We start from the raw sequence: 3680 nt of genomic DNA on the forward strand, positions 1-3680 counted from the left end.
TGGTTGGACCGTTATCAGTTCCATCCGTGCGGGCCCCTGGCGAAGATCGCGAAAGCAATCCGGGTCCGGGAGCAAGCGATGCGCCAGACCATCGTGTCAAGGCTGTCGAACGGGAAGATGGAAGGGACGAACAACAAGATCAAGCTCATCAAACGCCGTGGTTATGGCTATCGAAACCTCGAACGATTCTTTTTAAGATTGCGCCTCGAGATCGGTCGTCAAAATAGCAACCACGAGTTATGGTGATGAGCCTAAAGAGTAACAATAAAACATTCTCATATATACAGACTATTAGAATTATATAAACTTTAAAATTGTAAGATTGTATAGAGTAAGTAGGTCATGAAATATCATTTGTTGTCAATATTCACCACTAAGTTTCTTCCATTCTTGCTCAAGGTGGGCATCAACTGCTTTCCAGTTGTACACGTCTTTCCCGAGCACATGCTTCAGTTCTTGCATTGAGGCGAACGCGAAGCGGCTCCAGGCGACGTAGTTCAAACGCGTCGCAAATAAAATCGGGACGTTGCCACTTCGGATATAGGCATCCATTCCGTCAGTCAGACACAAGGCACCGTGACCGACGAGCAACATCTTCCGAAGTGTCGGCTTATTGCCGATGGGAATCGAGGCGAGCCATCCGTTCTTATGATAGAACAGACTCTTCAAACCCCAGAGTAGGCGAATGACGAGTTCATTGAAGACGACGGGGACTGCCATCGCGACACCGTGACGGGCATCATACCCGCTCTCGAACACTTTTGTCGAAAAGTCAGCGAAGGAGAGCGTCTGTCCGTTGTGCGACACTTGTCCGAAGTCGGCGAATTGGAACAGCTCGAAAAACGGGAGCGGGATGCCGGCGCCGCGACGACCGTTGTCGTGACCGCGTACACCACTCGATCCTGATACGTCAGACAAGAGGTGACCGAACCAGTTGGCAAACCCCGCGAACAGTTTCGCTAATAGATTTCCACCTTGTAGCCGTTGCGTACCATTTTCTTTCGGTTCGAGTCGAAGCAGGCGACCGTCCGAGATGAAACTCGCTTTCCCCGTGAATTGATCCAAAATCGAGAAGAACAAGCCGATGATGTCCGGTGCGTGGGCGAGCGATTTCAAATGGTGGTCTGACGGGCGCATATTGAGCGTCGCATCACCCATCTTCAAGTCGCTCGCGTAGCGTGCATCATAGTTCACTTTAAAGCGGCGCTCCAAAAAACCGATGGCGCTCGCAATCGAATCCGGTTGTTTGCGGAGGCGGGCCCCGTTCTTCTTGTCTTGTTTCCAGACGAGGTTCGCAAACTTGATGACGACGTTGTCGATCTTCTCATCTGACCACTTCCCGAGTTTACTGTCCGTCGGGGAGCCGACGAAGAAACTGTCAATCAATCCAGCGACGAGACCGCTGAAGGACGCGATCATGTAATCGTAGCGGTCACATTGCACTTCCTTCAGCAAGAACTCCTCTTTGAACGTTGTCGCCAAATCGTGACGTTGTCGTGCCGTCAACAGATGGGCGAACGGATCGTCGAGCGCAGTCACATCATGACGCGTCGCATACGTATCGAGTTCGGCCAAATACATATCCCAAGAGACGTCCGAGACTTGGACAGGTTCCAGGTCGTCAAATGTAGGGACGGCTAGCGGTGCCAACTGAGGTACCTCTGTTTGTGGTACCTGTCCATTCATGAGTCGCATCATGTCGTCGAACAAATTGTCGAGCGCTGCCGATTGAGCGTCTTGCGTGTCTTCAAGTTGATTCAAGTGTGAATGAATATCACCTAAACGTTGCTCGGCCTGTGCGGCTTGATGTTGTTGAACGAGTAAAGCTTTTGCTTTGTCAATGATGTCTTGTTCGGACCGGTTCATTTGTCACCGAAGACGTTTTTGACAAGACGCTTCGCCCCACCCGTCACTTCGGCCAGACCGCCACCGGACATTTCAAAGTAGCCGATCGCTTGGAACGATTCGTGTAACTGTTCCAACTCTTCGAGCGAAAGTGTCTCCTTCAAGACGAGCTCTTCCTCGGCACTGAACGTTAAATCATCAAGCTGGATCGGTTGCGGCGAATAACACGCATACACGTAGTCGCGTAGTTTCTGATACGTCGGTTTCGACGTCAACTCGTCTAAGCGAACGGTGCTCAGTTTCGGAGGCAGTTGCGTGATGATTTGTTCTTTTTGAGAGTGGACTTGTTTGTCGGCACTGAACTGAGCACTCTGACTGAGCATTTGCAACATGTTCGATAGCTGGTTGATTTTCTCCGAGTTGGCGTTTCCTTGTTGAATCGCGACAACGAGACGACTCGAGATTTCATTGATGTCCTCTAGCAGACAGTTGAGCGTTTGTTGCGTGTTGCGGATGATGGCCTGCAGCATGAACTCGCGCTGCTTATTGTTCTCGATGTCTTTCATGCCTGTGATTTTTTTCAAACCTTGGTACGTGCCGACGCCGATGACGACCAATACGCCGATGCCCGTGAACATGCTTGAGAAGCCGAGGAGTCCGCCCATGCCGAGGGAGGCGAGACCAGACGTCAATCCGGCCGCGCTCAAGCCGACGACAGAACCTGATAAATAGATGGCTGTGAGCGGGACGCCGACCGCGGCCGCTTTGGCTGCCAAGTCTTTCATCGACTTGGCGATCTCTGAATCGTTTTTGCGGAATGTCAAAATGTCCTCGTCGCTTTGGATGGCGCTTGAGATGAGTTCGATTTCTTCGCGTGAGATGGAGAGCACTTCTTTCAACTCGCCAAGAAACTTGTTTTCGAACCAAGCCGAGAGCGGACGCTTCAATTTGAAGATATAGAGAAGGTCTTTGAATAACGATTTTTCGACGATGGAAAAGTCGATGGTCGTCGACAAGTCGCGTAATTCGTCAATCAACGTGAGTGTTGGTGCATGTTCGGCTGGATTGCTCAAGTAGGCGCGAAGTTGCAACCGATAGTCCGAACTGAGGTGGATGCGGGTAACGAGTGACATCAGTTCGCTATACTCTTGGGCGTCAATCTGTTGGTCATCGACGAACGTGAAGTTGGCCAATATTTTTAAATAGGTGAGCTTATACGTTTCCGGCAAGTCGGCGAGTGGTATCACTTGCGAGACGTTGACGAGTTCGTCTTCTTTATCTTTTAACGCGGCAATCCCGTTCAATAGCTCGACGACGCCTTCGACGTTATAGGTTGCGAGTTTGTCGGACAGGCTGTAGTCATATTGCTCGGTGTGCATGACGATGTGAAGTTTCTCTTTTCGCTTATCATTCTTATACGTGACTTCTCTATCCAAATCGACGCGCTGCAAATCTTTGTAGTAGACGCAAATCGGTTTTTCAAGTAACGGTTTGAAATAGAAGCGGTCACCCAAAAACAGCATGCCTTCCTTGCCGCTCTTGAAGAGCGTCGAATCATACAAGACGATGACATGTTCCGGGAGGGCGTCCTCTGCATAATTCTTAATGGCTCCGTTCAATTTTTTGTCGGGTACGTTTGGTGCGATATGCGTGCCGTCACCGAGTAAGGTGTGGGCGTATTCTTTCAAATATGTATTAATGTTCATCCACTATCACCTTCCATATATTGTTTATAAAGTTATTATATAGGCTCATCACCATAACTCGTGGTTGCTATTTTAACGACCAAGCTCGAAGCGTAATCTCAAAAAGAAACGTTCGAGGTTTCGGTAGCC

General features: G+C 49.7%; 3 protein-coding genes. 1 reads left to right on the top strand and 2 read right to left on the bottom strand.

The annotated features are described in order from the left end of the window. Window positions 1-246 (top strand): transposase (locus tag KNP79_RS15460; protein WP_215192920.1); only part of this gene is annotated, 246 nt, incomplete at its 5' end. Window positions 247-360: 114 nt separating this feature from the next. Here the strand turns inward: KNP79_RS15460 and KNP79_RS15465 are convergent. Then, window positions 361-1866: a hypothetical protein gene (locus tag KNP79_RS15465; protein ID WP_215192921.1), complete on the bottom strand. Its 1506-nt coding sequence runs from the start codon at window positions 1864-1866 to the stop codon at window positions 361-363. Continuing rightward, window positions 1863-3551: a hypothetical protein gene (locus tag KNP79_RS15470; protein WP_215192922.1), complete on the bottom strand. Its 1689-nt coding sequence runs from the start codon at window positions 3549-3551 to the stop codon at window positions 1863-1865. Before KNP79_RS15470 ends, KNP79_RS15465 begins: the two co-directional genes overlap by 4 nt. Window positions 3552-3680: the final 129 nt, after the last annotated feature.

It is taken from the genome of Exiguobacterium sp. s7 (assembly GCF_018618195.1).
Classification (GTDB): Bacteria; Bacillota; Bacilli; order Exiguobacteriales; family Exiguobacteriaceae; genus Exiguobacterium; species Exiguobacterium mexicanum_A.